The sequence below is a fragment of the Sphingopyxis sp. genome, from assembly GCF_034380315.1.
Classification (GTDB): Bacteria; Pseudomonadota; Alphaproteobacteria; order Sphingomonadales; family Sphingomonadaceae; genus Sphingopyxis.
The window spans coordinates 301,240-317,558 of sequence record NZ_JAXMPB010000003.1; the positions used below are offsets into that span (position 1 = coordinate 301,240).

Sequence of the window (16,319 nt, forward strand, 5' to 3'; positions counted from 1 at the left end):
CTCCTCGCCATTCCCATATATATGAATAATTGCGTGATAAAGGATATTTCAAGTTTAAAATTTTAAGCTTGAAGCTTTTTCGGGTGATGCATAGGATCTCCGTCAGATATCATGACGGAGATTCGACGGTGAAGATCGCATGCGTAGGCGGCGGGCCCGCCGGCCTTTATTTCGCCATCTCGATGAAATTGCACGATGCAGACCATCAGATCGATGTGTTCGAGCGTAACCGCGCCGACGACACTTTTGGCTGGGGCGTGGTCTTTTCGGACCAGACGGTCGAAAATCTGATGGTCAACGACCCGGTCAGCGGCGCCACCATTCGCGACGAATTCGCCCATTGGGACGACATCGACGTTCACATTCACGGCGAATGCGTCCGCTCGACCGGCCACGGCTTCATCGGCATCGGGCGTAAGCGGCTGCTCGCCATTCTGCAGGACCGGGCCCGCGAACTCGGCATCACCCTGCACTTCGAGCATGAAGCGAGCGCCGACCCTGCCGACTGGACGGATTATGACCTGGTCATCGCCGCCGACGGCGCCAACAGCCGCATTCGCAGCGCCCATGCCGAACATTTCGATGTCGACATTCAGGTGCGCCGCAACAAATTCTTCTGGTTCGGAACGGCGCGGCAGTTCGACGCCTTCACCTTCGCCTTCGAGCAGACCGAGGCGGGCTGGGTATGGGCGCACGCCTATCGTTTCGACGACGATCTTTCGACCTTCATTGTCGAAATGGAACCCGAAACATGGGAAGCGCTGGGGCTCGACCGGATGGATCAGCCCGAGGCGATCGCGCTGTGCGAAAACATCTTTTCCCGCCATCTGGACGGCCATACGCTGATGTCCAACGCCCGGCATCTGCCGGGGCCGCAGGCATGGCTGAATTTCCGCCGCATCATCACCGGTCGCTGGTCCTACGACAAGTTCATTCTGCTCGGCGATGCCGCACACACTGCCCATTTCTCGATCGGGTCGGGGACAAAACTGGCGTTAGAGGATGCCATCAAGCTGGCGCAGGTGCTCAATCGCCCCGGCTTGAATCGCGCCGAGGCACTTGCCGAATATCAGGCCGAGCGCAATGTCGAGGTGCTGAAGCTTCAGAACAGCGCGCGCAACTCGACCGAATGGTTCGAAACGCTCAGCCGCTACCTCCCTTTCGCGCCGATCCAGTTCGCTTATTCGCTGTTGACCCGGTCCCAGCGCGTCAGCCACGAAAATCTTCGGCTGCGCGACAGGAACTGGCTGGAAAGCGTCGAACGCTGGTTCCAGTCGCAGGCGCCCGGCGGCCCGGCGAACGACATCGCTCCGCCGATGTTCGCTCCCTATAAATTGCGCGACATGACGCTCGACAACCGCATCGTGGTGTCGCCGATGGCGATGTATTCCGCAACCGACGGCACGCCGAACGATTTCCATCTCGTCCATTATGGCGCGCGGGCACAGGGCGGCGCGGGGCTGGTCTATACCGAAATGACCTGCGTTTCCCCCGATGGTCGGATCACGCCGGCCTGTCCCGGCATGTATGCGCCCGATCATGCCGCCGCCTGGCGCCGCATCACCGATTTCGTCCACGCGCATACCCGCGCCAAAATCTGCCTTCAGCTCGGTCATTCGGGTGCCAAGGGATCGACCCGGATCGGCTGGGAGGGGATGGACGAACCGCTTGCCGAGGGAAACTGGCCGTTGATGGCGGCATCGGATGTGGCGTGGAGCCCGAACAACCAGACCCCGCGCGCCATGACCCGCGCCGACATGGACAAGGTTCGCGACCAGTTCGTCACGGCGACCCACATGGCGATCTATGCCGGTTTCGACATGGTCGAAATGCACGCCGCCCATGGCTATCTTCTGTCCAGCTTCATCACCCCCCTGCTCAACCGGCGCCGCGACGATTACGGCGGCTGCCTGGAAAATCGACTGCGCTTCCCGCTTGAGGTGTTCGCCGCCATGCGCGCCGCCTGGCCCGCCGACCGGCCCATGTCGGTGCGTATTTCGGCAAATGACTGGATGGGTCAGGCAGGCGTGACCCCCGACGAAGCGGTGCTGATCGCACAGGCCTTTGACGCGGCCGGGGCCGACCTGATCGATGTATCGGCAGGCCAGACCTGGGCCGATTGCAAACCGGTATATGGCCGGATGTTTCAGACGCCCTTTGCCGATCAGATCCGCAACGAAGCCCGCGTTTCGACGATGGCGGTCGGCAACATCTTTGAAACCGACCATGCCAATTCGATCCTGGCCGCCGGACGCGCCGACCTGGTCGCCATCGGACGGCCGCATATGGTCGATCCCATGTGGACTTTGCGCGCCGCCGCGCAGCATGATTATCGCGGCGCCCATGTGCCGCCGAACTATCTTGCGGGAATGAGCCAGCTCGGCCGCAACCTCAAGCGCGCGGCCGAACAGGACGCGCTGTTAAGGGGCTGACATGAAACTGAACGACATTCATGCCGTCATCACCGGCGGCGGATCGGGAATCGGCGCCGCAATCGCCCACAAGCTCGCCGGGGACGGCGCGCGAATCACGCTTGTCGGCCGGCGGCGCGAAGCGCTGGAAACAACGGCATCGACCTTGTCCGATGCGTTCATCGCTCCGGCCGATGTCACCGATCGCACCGCCGTCGACGCGGCCTTCGATGCGGCCCGCAGGGCTCATGGCCCGATCGGCATCCTCGTCAACAACGCCGGAATAGCGCCGAGCGCGCCCTTTGTACGGACCAGCCTTGAAAGCTGGCGCTCTGCGATGGCGGTCAATCTCGACGCCCTGTTCCACTGTTGCCAGGCGGCGCTGGCCGACCTGCTCGCGGCGCCCGCCGGACGCATCGTCACCATTGCCTCCACCGCCGGGGTAAAAGGCTATGCCTACACCGCGCCCTATGTCGCATCGAAACATGGCGCGATCGGCCTGATGCGCGCGATGGCGGCCGAATTTGCGAGCACCGGACTGACCGCCAATGCGGTGTGTCCGGGTTTCACCGATACCGACATCGTCGCGGCAGCCATCGGCAACATCCAGGCCAAGACGGGGCGCAGCGCCGAAGAAGCGCTGGCCGAACTGACCCGCTTCAACCCCCAACGGCGCCTGATCGATCCCGAAGAAGTGGCGGACACGGTGCACTGGCTGTGCCAGCCCGGAGCGCGGTCGATGACCGGTCAGGCCGTGATGGTCGCCGGCGGAGAAGTGATGTGAGCGACGGCGGCGCCATTCGCGAAAAGCACGACGGCGCGCTCGACGATCGCGGAAGCGTTCGGCTCTGGCTGCGGCTTTTGACCTGTGCGACGGTGATCGAAAAGCGACTGAAAAGGCGCTTTTCCGATCGGTATAACATCACCCTTCCGCGCTTTGACGTCATGGCGGCGCTTGATCGGAACCCGCAGGGCATGACGATGGGGCAATTGTCGCAAGCGCTGCTGGTGTCGAACGGCAATGTCACCGGGGTCGTCCAGACGCTGGTACGCGACCGTTATGTCGTGATGTCCCCTTCGCCGACCGATGGCCGCGCCTCGATCGTCCGCCTGTCGCAGGCCGGGCGCGAATGTTTCGAGGGGCTGGCGGACGCACATCACCATTGGATCGATACGATGCTGGAGGGCCTCACCGCCGACCAGCGCGCCGCCCTCTATGACCTGCTCGGCGCACTCAAGGATTCGCTCGCCACCGATAATCGAGAGGAACAGATATGAACCCCGACCGCTTTGCCCCATCCCATTTCGGATGGCATTTCTCGAATGGCGTGGCGACCGTCACGCTGAACCGGCCCGAGCGCAAGAATCCGCTGACCTTTGAAAGCTACGCCGAACTGCGCGACATGTTTCGCGCGCTGGTTTACGTGCCGGCCGTGAAGGCTGTCGTCGTGACGGGCGCGGGCGGAAATTTTTCGTCGGGCGGCGATGTCCACGAAATCATCGGCCCGCTGACCGAAATGGCGATGCCCGAACTGCTGAACTTCACGCGCATGACGGGTGATCTGGTCAAGGCGATGCGCGCCTGCCCTCAACCGGTGATCGCCGCGATCGACGGCATCTGCGTGGGCGCCGGGGCGATCATGGCGATGGCATCCGACATGCGGATCGCGACCCCGGCGGCAAAGACCGCCTTTCTGTTCACGCGCGTCGGACTTGCCGGGTGCGACATGGGTGCCTGCGCGATCCTCCCGCGCATCATTGGTCAGGGCCGGGCGGCAGAGCTTCTCTACACCGGACGCATGATGACCGCCGACGAGGGCGAACGCTGGGGCTTTCACAACCGCATTGTGGCGCCCGAAGCGCTGCTGGACGAAGCGGCCGCCCTTGCCGCTTCACTCGCCGCCGGTCCCACCTTTGCGCATGGAATCACCAAGACCCAGCTCAGCACCGAATGGGCCGTCAGCGTGGAAACCGCGATCGAGATGGAGGCGCAGGCTCAGGCGATTTGCATGGCCACCAACGATTTCCGCCGCGCGTTCGAGGCGTTCGCCGCAAAACGCACCCCCGCGTTCGAGGGCAACTGATGGCCGACCACAGCTTCCTCGACTGGCCCTTCCTCGATGACGGCCATCGTCGCCTTGCCGCGGATCTCGACGCCTGGTGCGCCGATCATCTCAGCGACCATCATTCGGACGATGTGGACAGCGACTGCCGCGCCCTGGTCCGCGCGCTCGGCGACGCGGGCTGGCTACGCTATTGCGTACCCGCAGCCTATGGCGGCATTCACGAGCGTCTCGACATTCGATCGCTTGCGCTGATCCGCGAGACGTTGGCCCGCCATTCCGGTCTCGCCGATTTCGCTTTCGCCATGCAGGGCCTCGGATCGGGGACGATCAGCCTGCTCGGGACCGAAGCGCAAAAACAGGCCTATCTGCCCGACGTGGCCGCGGGACGGAAAATCGCCGCCTTCGCGCTGACCGAACCCGCATCCGGGTCGGACGTCGCATCGATGGAAACCAGCGCGACCCGCACCGCCGACGGCTTCCGGATCGATGGCGCCAAAACCTATATCTCGAACGGCGGCATCGCCGATTACTATGTCCTCTTTGCCCGAACGGGAGAGGCGCCGGGCGCAAAGGGCGTATCCGCCTTCATCGTCGATGCCGATACGCCGGGGCTTGCGGTCACCGAAAGGATCGCCGTCATGGCGCCGCATCCGCTCGCGACGCTGTGCTTTTCCGACATGCACATCCCCGAAACCGCGCTTCTTGGAGAGGCGGGGCGCGGCTTCGCCGCTGCGATGGCAACGCTCGACATATTCCGCACCACCGTCGGCGCTGCGGCGCTTGGCTTTGCCCGCCGCGCGCTTGACGAAGCCACCGCGCGCGCGCGCGCAAGGCGGCTTGGCGACGGAACGCTCGCCGACAATCCGATCACGCAGTCGAAGCTGGCGGAGATGGTGCTCGACATCGACACCTCGGCATTGCTCATCTACCGCGCCGGCTGGCTTCGCGACGTCCGCGACGAACGCAACACGCGCGAGGCCGCACTCGCCAAGCTCCACGCGACCGACAGCGCCCAGCAGGTGATCGACAAGGCCGTCCAATTATTCGGTGGTCTGGGCGTCACGGTCGGCACCCCGGTCGAGGCCCTCTATCGCGAGGTGCGCGCGCTGCGCATCTACGAAGGTGCCTCCGAAGTGCAAAAGATCGTCATTGCGCGGCAGCATCTGGCCCAGAGCCGCGGCTGATGTTCCAAACCCGCCTGCCGCTCCGGTTCGGGCACTGCGATCCGGCCGGCATCGCCTATTATCCGCGATGCTTCGAGCTTTGCGACGCGGCGGTCGAGGATTGGACCGCCGCCATACTCGGCGTCGACCGGCGACGGATGCATGGCGACATGCGCCTGGGATTGCCGACGGTCGACATGCACGCGACCTTTCACCAGCCGTGCCGCCTCGGCGACCTGCTCGATTTCACGGTCGATGTCGTTCGCGTCGGACGCAGCTCGATCGACCTTGACGTCGTGGCGGCCTGCGAAGGATCGGCCCGCTTTTCGGTTCGTTTCACCCAGGTTCTGACCCAGTTGGACCTTGGCCGGTCGGTCGCCTGGCCTACCGACTTTCGCACCGCCCTGAATCACGCCCTGCACAAGGAAATATCATGACCGTCCACCCCGCCCTGCTCCCTCCCGGATGGCCGCGCCCGCGCGGCTATGCCAACGGCATTTCGGCCAGCGGCCGCACCATCTACACCGCAGGCGTGGTCGGCTGGGACAGCGAGGAACGCTTCGTTGCCCTCGACCTTGCCGGCCAGTTTCGGCAGGTTCTGATCAACACCCTCGCGATCCTTGCAGAGGGTGGCGCCGGGCCGGAGCATATCGTGCGCATGACATGGTATGTGACCAGCCGCGACGAATATCTGGCCAGCCTGCCCGCCATCGGCGCCGCCTATCGCGAGCTGGTTGGAAAGAATTTCCCGGCGATGGCGGTCGTCGAAGTCGCCGGGCTCGTCGAGGCCGAAGCAAAGCTGGAGATCGAGACGATCGCGGTCGTTCCCGAAGGCAGCGCCTGAACGCCCCGCTTCCGCATACCGCGCCCGGTCGCGCCGCCCCGTTCCGCCCGGCATCCCCGCGCCGCTGCGATGCGGGGGCCAGCGCGATGGGCATCGCTATTTGATCAACAGGATCCGGTTATTGGCGGGATAGGTCCATTCGAACCCGCGTTCGGTCACGACGCCATTATCCTCCAGCGGAATCTTGATCTTGCGACGGCCCCATTCGGGTACCGGCGTATAGAGGAACAGCTCGATCGACAGGAAATTTCCGGGGCGTAGGACATAGGTCATGCGCAGCGGGTTGAAATCGGCCATCGACGGACCCGATCCATGGCCCCAGTCGCCGACCGAGTGGCTGCCGATGACCACGTCCGACACGCGGGCATCGGCACTGGGATCGTCATAGCGCCCAAGAACCAGTCCCTGGGTCGCCGCAACCCGCGCGTTGACGGCAGCCAGCGCATCGCCGGCGGTTACGCCGGGACGGACCGTATCGACGATCATCTGCCGTATCCCGCGTGCCTTGTCGAAGGCGCGCTGCACGCCCGGCGGCGGCGCATTCTCTCCGGCTTTCAGCACATAGGCCATGCGCTTCATGTCCGTATAGGCGAGCAGATAATTGACGCCCCAGTCCATCGTCAGCAGATCGCCGCGTTGAATGACATGGTCGCCCGATACCGGGCCACGTTCGCCGGGGCCCAGCACATAGATGCTGGGAAGTCCGAAACTGCTCCCCAGCCCTTCCTTGTGCAATTCTTCCATCATCCACCAGGCGACGTCGCCGGTGGTGGTTTGCCCCGGCTGGATCACCTCGTTCGAAAAGGCGCGTTCGGCGATCGTGCGCGCATATTCCCCAGCGCGCGCAAAGGCCGCGATCTCGGTCGCGGTGTGGCGCGACCGGAAATCGGACACCAGTTTCTCGGCCGACACCAGCCGCGACGCGAGATCGGCGCCCAATGTTTCACGCAATTTTTCGTGCAACGAATGGCTCAGCCCGTCGGCGGTCCCGATCTCGGTCGCGACATTGATCCCGATACGCCGGGGGTTGTGGGCAGCCACCAATTCGCGAAGCCGGTCGGGCCCACCGGTCGTGTCATAAAGCGGGCATTGCGCGAACGCCGCTCCGCCGATCCCCAGTGCCGCGCGGTGGATGCGTCCGCCCCGATCGGTGAAAATATAATAGCCGACATCGCCCACATATCCGCCGCCCAGCATCGAAGCATTGGGATCGTCATGTCCTTCACGTCCCGCGACAATCCACATGTCGATCGCATTTTCGCGCATGACCTCGGGCAGGATCAGGTCGAGCTTGTCCTTGCGGATCTGGCAAAGCTGTTCCCAGCGTTGCCGGGCTTCCTGGGCGGCGGCCGTCACCGGCGCGCTTACGCCCACCGGCGCCGCCACTGCCATCGCCGCCGGCAGCAAAGCCGTCACCAACCCCTTTTTGCGATTCGCCCGCATTTCCAGACCTCCTCCTGCCCCGCACTTCAACGCCGTTCGGGAAAATGCAAAATCTGCAGGATTATATATTCATATTCATATGATTTATGTCAATTTAATCCGGGCGCCATGACCTGCCGGCGCTGGTCCGGCCCATCGCGGCGCGGGCAACGATCGCCCGCGACAGATCGGTGTTTTCGCAAGCGCTTGCCGTAACGTCACCGCTGATGGATCGGCGTTGAAGGGAACACCTCCGGCGACCCCCGCCACGCCCGGAAAAGCAGCCACAAGATAACTAAGTGCAAATACATATGTTTTCGGCTAGTTCAGCCGTCCGCGGCGACTCCGCAGCCACGGAACCGCTTGATCGAACAGAGTAATTGAGGAACACATGAGCGCAAGGTCGACAAAGAAATCGACGAACAAGACGGAGGTACAAATGGAAAATCGCGGTGACTACGACCCCAGCAGTCCAAGTTTCCGTTTGGAAAATTCTCCATTTTACCAAATGGCCCACGCTGATTTCAAATATCACGAAGATATGGACAAGGTGCTTCACAAGCACGGGGTGTCGAAACCCGTCTATCGGGTCATGACGGTATTACGCGAACGCCAGCCCGCAAGCATCGGCACGATTGCAGAGGCGGCGCTGACCAAGCGTTCGACAATCAGCCGGATCATCGACCGGATGCTCGAACAGGGGCTGGTGACGACCGAACCCAATCCGGAGGATAATCGCGTCACCGAAGTGACCCTGACTCCCGCCGGTCAACAGACGCTGCGCAAGCTCACCCCGATCGTCGGGCGCCAGTTCACGCGCGCCATGGACGGCATCAGCAATCGCGACATCACCCAGTTGCTGCGCACGCTGCAAAAAATCAGCGCGAATCTCAGTAAACTGCCGATCGAATAGCCCGCCGGCCTCGACCGCGCCGGCACCCGCCTCCGATCTTGCCCTTGCGATCGGCACGGCCAGCGGGGATCCACCCCGCCTCATCCGGCTCCTGTTCCAGCGCCCCGCAACCACACCCCGATAATTTAGTTGCATATGCAAGTTTTGACCGGCACATTCACCCCATCCTCTGGGGAGAGTGATTATGACGATTGCCATATTGGAAGAACTGGCCGCCGGTATTGCCTCCGGCTCCATCCGTACCATCGATCTGACGCAAACGCTGTCGCCCGACACGCCGACGCTGGTCCTGCCGCCCGAATTCGGCCAGTGCGCCGCCTTCAGCCAGCAGGAAATTTCGCGCTACGACGAACGCGGTGTCGCCTGGTACTGGAATAATTTCACGGTCAGCGAACATACGGGTACGCACTTTGATGCGCCGATCCACTGGGTTACGGGCAAGGATCTACCGAACAATGCGGTCGATACCGCGCCGCCCGCCGACTTCATCGCCCCGGCGGTGGTCATCGACATTGCCGCCAAGGCCGCGGCCGATCCCGACTATCTGCTGACCGTCGCCGATATCGAGCAATGGGAGGCCGAACATGGCCGAATTCCGCCGCGCAGCTGGATCATGCTGCGCACCGACTGGTCGAAACGCGACGTCGATGCCTATACCAACCGCCGCGAGGACGGCGCGCACACGCCCGGGCCATCGGCCGAGGCCGTCGCCTTTCTGATCGACGAGCGCGATGCCCACGGGCTCGGCGTTGAAACGATCGGAACCGATGCCGGACAGGCGCATTTGCTCGATCCCGCCTACCCCGCCCACACCCTGTTTCACGGTGCCGGGCGCTACGGCCTGCAATGCCTTGAAAATCTGGACCTTCTTCCTCCGCGGGGAAGCGTGATCATCGCCACCCCGCTGAAGATCCGCGGCGGGTCGGGCAGTCCGCTTCGCGTCGTTGCGCTGGTGGCCGGCTGATCCATGGCCGAACGGTCCTTCAAGGCAGAGGTAGAGCGCCTGAAGCTCGGCGCGGGACAGACGTTCCACGGCGAAGGCATTCTGGCCGTCACAAAGGCGCTTCTCCAGTCGGGGGTCGCCTATGTCGGTGGCTACCAGGGCTCGCCGATCAGCCATTTGATGGACGTGTTCGCCGACGCCAGCGACCTGATGGCCGGGCTCGGCGTCCATTTTGAAAGCTCCGCGAGCGAGGCAACCGCCGCCGCCATGCTGGCGGCGTCGGTCAATTATCCGCTGCGCGGCGCGGTGGCATGGAAATCGGTGGTCGGCACCAACGTCGCGTCCGATGCCCTGTCGAACGTCGCGTCGGGCGGCGTGACCGGGGGCGCGCTGATCATCCTGGGCGAGGATTATGGCGAAGGCTCGTCGATCATGCAGGAACGGACCCACGCCTTTGCGATGAAATCGCAAATGTGGCTGCTCGATCCGCGCCCCAGCCTGCCGCTCCTCGTCGATATGGTCGAAAAGGGGTTCGAACTGTCGGAGGCGTCGAACACGCCGGTCATGCTCGAACTGCGCGTCCGCGCCTGTCATATGACCGGCAGCTTCGCCGCGCGCGACAACCGGCGCCCGGCGCTGACGGTGGGCGAGGCAGCCGCATCGCCGCGGCGCGATACCGACCGCATCGTCCTGCCCCCGGCGAATTTCCTGCACGAGGTCGAAAAGATCGAGAAACGCTGGCCCGCGGGGGTTGCCTTCGTGCGGGACAACGGGCTCAATGAACATTTCGGCCGGACCGACGGCGACATCGGCATCATCGTTCAGGGCGGCCTGTTCAACTCGCTCAACCGCGCGCTTGAACTCTTGGAACTCTCCGATGCGTTCGGCAATGCCGACCTGCCGGTCTATGTCCTAAACGTGACCTACCCCCTGATTCCCGACGAGGTGCGCGCCTTTTGCGAGGGCAAACGGGCCGTGCTGGTGGTCGAGGAAGGGCAGCCCGAATTCATCGAGCATGAACTCAACACGCTCGTGCGTCGCGCCGGTCAGGACACCCGCATCGTGGGAAAGGACGTGCTGCCGCGCGCGGGCGAATATACCGCCGCGGTGATCAAGGACGGGATCGCCGATTTCCTGCGCGCCCATTCGCCGGACCGTGCGCCGACCCGCGCGCCGGACAATATTCCGGCCGCACCGGACCTCCCGCCAGCGGCGGTGCCCCAGCGACCCGCGGGCTTTTGCACCGGCTGCCCCGAACGCCCGATCTTTTCGGCGATGAAGCTGGTGCAACGCGAAATCGGCGAACTGCACGTCTCTGCCGACATCGGCTGTCACCTTTTCTCGATCCTGCCGCCGTTCAACATCGGCAACACGACCATGGGCTATGGCCTTGGAACCGCGGGGGCATCGGCGTTCAAGCCCGAGGGGAAGCGTGCCGTCGCGATCATGGGCGACGGCGGTTTCTGGCATAACGGCCTGACGTCGGGGATCGGCAACGCCGTCTTCAACCGCGATGACAATCTCACGATCATCGTCGACAATGGCTATTCCGCCGCAACCGGTGGGCAGGATATTCCGTCGTCCAGCGCAAAGCTGCCGCATCGCAGCGCCAACAACCCGATCGAAAAGGCGGTTCGTGGTATCGGCATCGCCTGGGCCCGAACCATGACGCGCACCTATGATGTGGCGGGGATGCGCGATGCGATCCATGGCGCGCTGACCGCTCCGGAAAAGGGACCGAAGATACTCGTCGCCCAGTCAGAGTGTCAGCTCAACCGCCAGCGCCGGATCAAGCCGCAACTGGCAAAGGCCATGAAGGCTGGCGAGCGGGTGGTGCGCGAACGCTTCGGCGTCGACCCCGACACCTGCACCGGCGACCATAGCTGCATTCGCCTTTCGGGCTGCCCGTCGCTGACGATCCGCGCCAATCCCGATCCGCTGCGCCAGGACCCGGTCGCGCATGTGGAGAACAGTTGCGTGGGATGCGGCGTCTGCGGAGAGGTCAGCCACGCCGCCGTGCTCTGCCCTTCCTTTTACAAGGCGCGGATCATCGCCAACCCCAACCGCCGCGACCGGATACGTCATCGGCTGCGTGCCTGGGTCATCGGCGCGCTCCAGCGCCGCGCCGATCGACGGCTTGCCGCGAGGGCTTTTTGATGTCCGCCCGCCAGCGCATCACCATCGCCGTCCTCGGCCTCGGCGGACAGGGTGGCGGCGTCCTTGCCGACTGGATCGTCCAGCTCGCCGCCGCAAACGGCTTCGTCGCCCAGGGCACGTCGGTCCCCGGCGTCGCCCAGCGCACGGGCGCGACCGTCTATTACATCGAACTTTTTCCGGCCGGATCGGCTGCCAATCCCGTTCTGGCGCTGATGCCCGCTCCGGGCGACGTCGATATCGTGCTGGCGTCCGAATTGATGGAGGCCGGGCGGGCGATCCTGCGCGGTTTCGTATCCGGCAACAGCATTTTGATCGCATCGACGCACCGCGTCTATGCGATCTCGGAAAAGTCGGCGATGGGCGACGGCCGCGCGAGCAGCCAACGCATTCTGAACGCGGCAAGCGAACGCGCCGGACGGTTCATCGGCTTTGACATGGACGCCGTCGCCGATGCGGCGGGCAGCGTGATCAGCTCGACGCTGCTCGGTGCGCTCGCCGCAAGCGGTGCCCTCCCCCTTCCACGCTCGGCTTTCGAAGAGGCGATCCGCGCAGGCGGCAAGGCAACCGACGCCAATCTGCGCGGTTTCGCTGCCGGTTTCGACGCCGCGCTCGGCAATGTGGCGACAGCGGGCGGCACCGACACGCGGCCCCAGCCCATATCCGCCCCCGCCCCTACGACGGCCGCCGGGCGGGATTTGCAGCGGCGGATCGAAGCCGCCCTACCGGCCGAGGCGCATGGCTTCGCGGCAGAGGGCGTGCGGCGGTTGATGGACTATCAGGACGCCGATTACGCCGCGCTTTACCTCGATCGTCTCGAAACGCTGTCGGGCAACGGTGAATTGCTGACCGAAGCGGCGCGGCATCTGGCGCTCTGGATGTCCTATGAAGACACGATCCGTGTCGCCGGGCTGAAACTGCGCGCCGGCCGCTTTGCGCGCGTCCGCCGCGAGGTAAAGGCCAGCGACGAACAGATCGTCCAGCTCACCGAATATATGCATCCGCGGCTGGAGGAGATTTGCGAAACGCTTCCTGCCGCGATCGGCCACCGCATCCTGGCAAGCGAGCGTCTGTCGCGGCGACTAAGGCCACTGTTCACAAAGGGACGCCACGTCGAAACGACCAGCCTGCGCTGGTACCTGCTGCTCTCGCTGCTCGCCGGGACGCGGCGGTGGCGTCGGCGAACCTTGCGCTATCGGATGGAACAGGCGCGGATCGATGAATGGCTGTCGCTCGTCCGCGCGGCATCGCCCGACGAGGCGCTGGAAATCGTCAAATGCCAGCGGCTGATAAAGGGTTATGGCGACACATTCGAACGCGGTCTCGCCAACTATGGCCGGATCATCGCCCGCTATCGCACGGCGGGCATCGATGCCGGGGTCATCCGGCGTCTGCGCGACGCGGCGCTGGCGGACGAGGACGGCCTGGCGCTCACTGCGGCGCTGGCGGGCTAGGCGGCTTTCTGCCCCGCTCCGTCGATCAACGACCGAACGGTCGGCCTTGACCCGGGCTGACGGCGATACGGATCCGCGCGCGATTGCAACGTGCCGACGATCCTCTAAAGCGGCGTCCATGGACGCCTTTCAGTCTGGAAATCCGGGTTCGACGACCTTTCGGGTCGAACGCTACCCATTTTATCTGCTCAACCGCCTGGTCAGCCGGTACAATACGATCATCGATGCGCGGTTGCGCGCCATTGCCCTCGATATTCCGAGCTGGCGCGTGCTTATGATTCTCGGCGAAAAATCGCCGCGTGGTGCCCGCGATATCGCCGATGCCGCCGTGATCAACCTGTCGACGATGACGCGCATTCTTCAGCGCATGTCCGCCGCCGGACTGGTGGAAACGGCCAAGAGCGGAACCGACACGCGGGTCACGCTCGTGACCCTCGCCCCGGCTGGCGAGGCAAAGCTGGCCGATGCGCGGCGCGTGACGGCACCGGTGTTCGAGCATCTTATCGCGGGGCTCGCCCCCCGGGATTTCGAACGGATGATCGCGCTGCTGGGACAGCTCTACGACAATCTCGATCCGCTGGCGCCCTGATCCCTTCGGCTTCAGTTCGACAAACGCGCCATCGACATCAGGATTTTTGGCAGCATGGCCGCCCCGCGATAGAATGCGACGGGTGACGGCGCTCGCGGCCGTACCGACAGGGCCTTTTCGTCGCCGCTCGCCAGCCACGCCGCCACCTCTGCCCCGATCGTACTGTTGGTTGCAATGCCGCGCCCGTTGCAAGCCTGGATCGCTATCGCGCTGTTTCCAAGGTCATAGATTTCGGGAAGGAAGGACGTGTTCACCCACGCCGTACCGTGCCACAGATAGTCGATCCGGGGATCGGGAAGGACCGCAAAATGTTGCGCAAGCCGCCTTTTCGCCTCGCGGTGGCAACCGCGCGGACCGCGGACCAGATAGGACATGGGAAAGGCCGAGACCAGATGCCCGGCCGGATCGCGCCGCGCGGTGAACAGATAGGGGCGCTTGTCGGTAAAGGCCCCGCCCCTGGGCAGGATCACCTGCCGCGCCGCGCCGGACAGCGGCGCGCTCGCGAACTGAAAGACATGAAGCGGCAACGCCGTTTTGCGCAGCGCAGGGTGCAGGTCCGCGTTCCCGCCATTTGCCGCCAGAACCACCCGCCGCGCCGAAACGCTGCCGATCGCCGTGCGCGCGATCCAGCGACCGCCTTCCTGAACCAGTGCGTCGACCGGCGTATCCGCGAACAATCGCGCACCCTTCGCCGCCGCCGCCGCGGCGAGCCCGCGCACATAGGCGAGCGGATTGATGCTGCCCCCATCCGCAAAGTGCAGCGCCCCGCAATAACGCTCCGCCCCAAAGGAACGGCGGGTCGCGGTTCCCTCGACGAAGCTGACGTTATGGCCGCGCGAGCGCCACTGATTGGCGACCCCGCGCTGGCTTTCGGCGAGCGCTTCACTGTGCGCCGGGGTAAAAAAGCCGTCCTGCCGCGCCTCGCATGTGATGCCGTGCCGTTCGATCAGGTCGAACAATTGCTGAGCGGAGCGACCGATCATCCGCGTCATACGCTCGCCGTCGGCACTGCCCAGGACATCGCGGATCGTTTCCGGGGTGTGGCGGATATAATCGGGGGCGACGAGGCCGCCGCTCTGCCCGGTCGCGCCGTCGCCTGGCTGTCCCCGCTCCAGCAACAGGACATCGACGCCGGCTTCGGCCAGATGCAGCGCGGTCGACAGGCCCGCGATGCCGCCGCCAATGACCAGAACGTCAGTTTCGACGTCGCCCGAAAGCGGTGCCAGCCGGGGCCCCGGGGCCGCCGTTGCGGTCCACAGGGGCGCCGTCAGCCGCGCTTTTCCTTCGCGGTTGGGAAATGGTTGGTGCAGCATTACCGCGCTTTCACAAAGGCGACGGCCGGTCGCGTCGCAAAGATACGTTTGCGCACCCCTGCGAAGCCCGCTGCTCGGGACAACTTCATATCGTCGAACTTTCCTGCTCACCCGGTCTTGCCGGGATCTATGTCCTGTTATGTTTCAAATGGTTGTGGCCAGTCGGGGTTCGCGATGCGGCATCCGCCGCGCAACGGCGACAAACAGCAGCACGACGCAAAGCGCGACCGGGGTATTCATGATCATCGGCAACGACATTTCGTTGCTGCCGACGACCGAAACGGCGATGAAGATGGCGGTGCCTTCCTGGCGCATCAGATGTTCGACGCCGATCGCGATATTCTCCCGGCGGCTGAACCCGGCAAAGCGCGCGATCGCCATCACGACCGCGACCATGATCAGGTTGAGCGCGACGGTGATCCAGAACAATGCCCCCAGATTTTCGCGCAGCACCGGAATCTGGTCGAACAGGATCACGCCAAAGGATGCGAATAGCACGACGGTCGCAATCCGTTTCAGGTGCGACTTGAACCAGATGGCAAAGGCGGGCTTCCACGCGCGGATCAGAAAGCCGGTCGTCGCGGGCAGCAGGGTGATCGAGAAAATATTCCAGAAAAACGACCCCAGCGGCACCCGCACTTCCGCGGCCATTCCCATGAAGTGCAGCAGCGCGAAATGCGCGTAAAAGGGCACGACGAAGATATAGATGATGCTCACCATCAGCGTCAGCGACATCGACAGCGCCAGATCGCCCTTGGCCATGTCGGTGAACAGGTTAGACAGCATCCCCCCCGGCGTCGTCGCCAGGAGCACGAAACCGACCGCCAGCGCCGCCGTCGGCGCCACCGTGAGCGCCAGCGACACCCCGATCAGCGGCGGAACGATCAGCATCGAGCAGACGCCAAAGATCAGCGCGCGTCGATTGCGGAAAACCTGCCGGAAATCGTCCGGGGTCAGCGACAGCCCCATAGAGGCCATGATCGCGACCAGCGAACCGGGCAAAAGCCAGTTGCCCAGCAGCGACATGAGTTGATCATAGCTCATCGC

Annotated in this window: 15 protein-coding genes; 12 read left to right on the forward strand and 3 right to left on the reverse strand. The window is 64.2% G+C overall.

The features are described 5' to 3' along the window. Positions 1-128 precede the first annotated feature (128 nt). The 7 genes from U0S50_RS07380 to U0S50_RS07410 are packed head-to-tail and all read left to right on the forward strand — an operon-like array spanning position 129 to position 6,484. Entirely contained in the window at positions 129-2,432 is a 2,304-nt protein-coding gene (locus tag U0S50_RS07380) for a bifunctional salicylyl-CoA 5-hydroxylase/oxidoreductase (RefSeq protein ID WP_322308122.1), read from the forward strand. Position 2,433: 1 nt separating this feature from the next. Next, the gene (locus U0S50_RS07385) at positions 2,434-3,195 is read left to right on the forward strand and encodes an SDR family NAD(P)-dependent oxidoreductase (protein ID WP_322308123.1); all 762 of its coding nucleotides are present in this window, start codon (positions 2,434-2,436) and stop codon (positions 3,193-3,195) included. After that, the gene (locus tag U0S50_RS07390) at positions 3,192-3,689 is read left to right on the forward strand and encodes a MarR family transcriptional regulator (RefSeq protein ID WP_322308124.1); all 498 of its coding nucleotides are present in this window, start codon (positions 3,192-3,194) and stop codon (positions 3,687-3,689) included. The genes U0S50_RS07385 and U0S50_RS07390 overlap by 4 nt, the downstream gene beginning before the upstream one ends. Continuing rightward, positions 3,686-4,495, forward strand: a complete 810-nt coding sequence (locus tag U0S50_RS07395; protein WP_322308125.1) for an enoyl-CoA hydratase family protein — start codon at positions 3,686-3,688, stop codon at positions 4,493-4,495. The genes U0S50_RS07390 and U0S50_RS07395 overlap by 4 nt, the downstream gene beginning before the upstream one ends. Continuing rightward, positions 4,495-5,661 carry an acyl-CoA dehydrogenase family protein gene (locus U0S50_RS07400; protein WP_322308126.1) on the forward strand — a complete coding sequence of 389 codons (1,167 nt, stop codon included), beginning with the start codon at positions 4,495-4,497 and terminating at the stop codon, positions 5,659-5,661. The genes U0S50_RS07395 and U0S50_RS07400 overlap by 1 nt, the downstream gene beginning before the upstream one ends. Continuing rightward, positions 5,661-6,077, forward strand: coding sequence for a thioesterase family protein (locus U0S50_RS07405; RefSeq protein WP_322308127.1), 417 nt, complete (start codon positions 5,661-5,663; stop codon positions 6,075-6,077). The genes U0S50_RS07400 and U0S50_RS07405 overlap by 1 nt, the downstream gene beginning before the upstream one ends. Further along, positions 6,074-6,484 carry a RidA family protein gene (locus tag U0S50_RS07410; protein WP_322308128.1) on the forward strand — a complete coding sequence of 137 codons (411 nt, stop codon included), beginning with the start codon at positions 6,074-6,076 and terminating at the stop codon, positions 6,482-6,484. The genes U0S50_RS07405 and U0S50_RS07410 overlap by 4 nt, the downstream gene beginning before the upstream one ends. 96 nt (positions 6,485-6,580) lie before the next feature. Here U0S50_RS07410 and U0S50_RS07415 read toward each other — a convergent pair whose 3' ends face one another. Then, positions 6,581-7,927: a M24 family metallopeptidase gene (locus U0S50_RS07415; protein WP_322308129.1), complete on the reverse strand. Its 1,347-nt coding sequence runs from the start codon at positions 7,925-7,927 to the stop codon at positions 6,581-6,583. 487 nt (positions 7,928-8,414) lie between these two features. Here U0S50_RS07415 and U0S50_RS07420 point away from each other — a divergent pair, with 487 nt between their 5' ends. From U0S50_RS07420 to U0S50_RS07440, 5 genes are all read left to right on the forward strand, one after another. Continuing rightward, complete coding sequence (locus U0S50_RS07420) at positions 8,415-8,819, forward strand: MarR family transcriptional regulator (RefSeq protein WP_322308130.1); 405 nt, start codon at positions 8,415-8,417, stop codon at positions 8,817-8,819. A gap of 184 nt (positions 8,820-9,003) precedes the next feature. After that, complete coding sequence (locus tag U0S50_RS07425) at positions 9,004-9,783, forward strand: cyclase family protein (protein WP_322308131.1); 780 nt, start codon at positions 9,004-9,006, stop codon at positions 9,781-9,783. Between the two features lie 3 nt (positions 9,784-9,786). Continuing rightward, on the forward strand, positions 9,787-11,919 hold the full coding sequence (locus U0S50_RS07430; RefSeq protein WP_322308132.1) for an indolepyruvate ferredoxin oxidoreductase subunit alpha: 2,133 nt from the start codon (positions 9,787-9,789) through the stop codon (positions 11,917-11,919). Beyond that, positions 11,919-13,370 carry an indolepyruvate oxidoreductase subunit beta family protein gene (locus U0S50_RS07435; protein WP_322308133.1) on the forward strand — a complete coding sequence of 484 codons (1,452 nt, stop codon included), beginning with the start codon at positions 11,919-11,921 and terminating at the stop codon, positions 13,368-13,370. The genes U0S50_RS07430 and U0S50_RS07435 overlap by 1 nt, the downstream gene beginning before the upstream one ends. A gap of 118 nt (positions 13,371-13,488) precedes the next feature. Beyond that, positions 13,489-13,959 (forward strand): MarR family winged helix-turn-helix transcriptional regulator, encoded by a 471-nt coding sequence (locus tag U0S50_RS07440; protein WP_322308134.1) that lies wholly within the window; start codon positions 13,489-13,491, stop codon positions 13,957-13,959. Positions 13,960-13,970: 11 nt separating this feature from the next. Here the strand turns inward: U0S50_RS07440 and U0S50_RS07445 are convergent, their stop codons facing one another. Both U0S50_RS07445 and U0S50_RS07450 read right to left on the reverse strand, forming a co-directional pair. Then, on the reverse strand, positions 13,971-15,272 hold the full coding sequence (locus U0S50_RS07445; RefSeq protein WP_322308135.1) for an FAD-binding oxidoreductase: 1,302 nt from the start codon (positions 15,270-15,272) through the stop codon (positions 13,971-13,973). Between the two features lie 144 nt (positions 15,273-15,416). Further along, on the reverse strand, positions 15,417-16,316 hold the full coding sequence (locus U0S50_RS07450; RefSeq protein WP_322308136.1) for a bile acid:sodium symporter family protein: 900 nt from the start codon (positions 16,314-16,316) through the stop codon (positions 15,417-15,419). Positions 16,317-16,319 lie beyond the last annotated feature (3 nt).

Bases quoted from the DNA above. Each gene is read 5' to 3' on its own strand.
- U0S50_RS07385 (WP_322308123.1), top strand. From the start codon at position 2,434: ATGAAACTGAACGACATTCATGCCGTCATCACCGGCGGCGGATCGGGA.
- U0S50_RS07395 (WP_322308125.1), top strand. From the start codon at position 3,686: ATGAACCCCGACCGCTTTGCCCCATCCCATTTCGGATGGCATTTCTCG.
- U0S50_RS07400 (WP_322308126.1), top strand. From the start codon at position 4,495: ATGGCCGACCACAGCTTCCTCGACTGGCCCTTCCTCGATGACGGCCAT.
- U0S50_RS07405 (WP_322308127.1), top strand. From the start codon at position 5,661: ATGTTCCAAACCCGCCTGCCGCTCCGGTTCGGGCACTGCGATCCGGCC.
- U0S50_RS07410 (WP_322308128.1), top strand. From the start codon at position 6,074: ATGACCGTCCACCCCGCCCTGCTCCCTCCCGGATGGCCGCGCCCGCGC.
- U0S50_RS07415 (WP_322308129.1), bottom strand. From the start codon at position 7,927: ATGCGGGCGAATCGCAAAAAGGGGTTGGTGACGGCTTTGCTGCCGGCG.
- U0S50_RS07420 (WP_322308130.1), top strand. From the start codon at position 8,415: ATGGCCCACGCTGATTTCAAATATCACGAAGATATGGACAAGGTGCTT.
- U0S50_RS07425 (WP_322308131.1), top strand. From the start codon at position 9,004: ATGACGATTGCCATATTGGAAGAACTGGCCGCCGGTATTGCCTCCGGC.
- U0S50_RS07430 (WP_322308132.1), top strand. From the start codon at position 9,787: ATGGCCGAACGGTCCTTCAAGGCAGAGGTAGAGCGCCTGAAGCTCGGC.
- U0S50_RS07435 (WP_322308133.1), top strand. From the start codon at position 11,919: ATGTCCGCCCGCCAGCGCATCACCATCGCCGTCCTCGGCCTCGGCGGA.
- U0S50_RS07440 (WP_322308134.1), top strand. From the start codon at position 13,489: ATGGACGCCTTTCAGTCTGGAAATCCGGGTTCGACGACCTTTCGGGTC.
- U0S50_RS07445 (WP_322308135.1), bottom strand. From the start codon at position 15,272: ATGCTGCACCAACCATTTCCCAACCGCGAAGGAAAAGCGCGGCTGACG.
- U0S50_RS07450 (WP_322308136.1), bottom strand. From the start codon at position 16,316: ATGAGCTATGATCAACTCATGTCGCTGCTGGGCAACTGGCTTTTGCCC.